1 protein-coding gene is annotated in these 1,314 nt (G+C 39.0%); it reads right to left on the reverse strand.

The features are described from left to right. Positions 1 to 39: 39 nt before the first annotated feature. The gene (locus Q7P05_RS08730) at positions 40 to 1,206 is read right to left on the reverse strand and encodes a DEAD/DEAH box helicase family protein (RefSeq protein ID WP_303931682.1); all 1,167 of its coding nucleotides are present in this window, start codon (positions 1,204 to 1,206) and stop codon (positions 40 to 42) included. Between the last annotated feature and the right edge of the window lie 108 nt (positions 1,207 to 1,314).

The raw sequence follows: 1,314 nt of genomic DNA on the forward strand, positions 1-1,314 counted from the left end.
GCTTTTGTGTGCATTTTGCATCGGCTGGCACGATGATACTCAGACAGATGGGTCAATCTCACCAGAAAAGGCTACTAACACTTCCAAATCTGGACGTTCCATTTGCTCTATCTGACGACGAAACTCTTGAACATAGCGAACTGCATGCAGTCTTGATGGTGTAACAACCATGGCCTTTGCACGACCACCAATCTTATGTCTAGTAACATCCATAAAATGGCGTAACATAACTGCTGTTTTTTGCGTAATATTATGTGGATGCAAGGTTTGGAATTTACGAATAGCTTTCATTCCAGCCGCTGAATCCAATTCAATATCAACATCAACGAGACTCGCTATTTTATAGTACGTATTATAGGTCATGTAATTTTTTAGAACATCAAGAATAAAACCTTCATCTATGGCTTGTTGCATAGAGTAGATATGGAATGGATGATATTCACCCATTTCATCACGAGTACCAAATAGTTGCAAAGTCTTTGCTTTAGGAGTTGCAGTAAACGCAAAGAAAGATAGATTATCATGCTGGCCTTGTGCGACTAGCTCCTTAACGAGTTTATCCTCTTCATCTAAAGCATTTTCCTCATCTTCATATGCCCAGTCAGCATATTCTTGAAGGGCCTTTTCTGTATTTGCAAGGGCTTGTTTTAACTTACGTGCAGCGGATCCAGTTTGAGAAGAATGTGCTTCATCTACAATCACAGCAAAGTTACTACTTTGCGCTTTCACCTCTTCATAAATAACAGGAAATTTTTGTAATGTAGTAATGATAATAGGCGTACCGCTTTCAATAGCCTCTTTTAACTGTTTAGAGGTCTTATCCACACGTTGTATAACCCCTGGGGTATGGTCAAATTGAGAAACTGTATTCTGTAGCTGACTATCCAACACCTTTCGATCAGTTACAATAATTGTAGACCGAAAAATCTTCTTATCATCATTATCATGCAAACCAGATAAGCGATGAGCTAACCAAGCAATTGAATTGGATTTACCAGAACCAGCAGAGTGTTGAATCAAGTAATTATGCCCTGCTCCATTCTCTTTTACATGGTCTAACAATTTTGTTACTACATCTAATTGATGAAAGCGCGGGAAAATCAATATTTCATCAGTAATATTACCAGCACTATCTTTCACAACAGATAGATGCATATATTTTTGTAAAATTTCTATCGTATTCTGTGGTATTCCAAGTGTTGCCATTTTCCCTCATTTCTGTGCCATTGCACCTTTTATGCCGCCGTCTGCACCTATATGCCTGGGCGGACGCATGATAATGGAATCCTTCAAGGACGAAGATTGCAAGCACGA

Source organism: Veillonella dispar (assembly GCF_937975875.1).
GTDB classification, from domain to species: Bacteria; Bacillota; Negativicutes; order Veillonellales; family Veillonellaceae; genus Veillonella; species Veillonella dispar_B.

Coding starts and splice junctions, on each gene's coding strand:
- Q7P05_RS08730 (WP_303931682.1), bottom strand. CDS start 1,206: ATGGCAACACTTGGAATACCACAGAATACGATAGAAATTTTACAAAAA.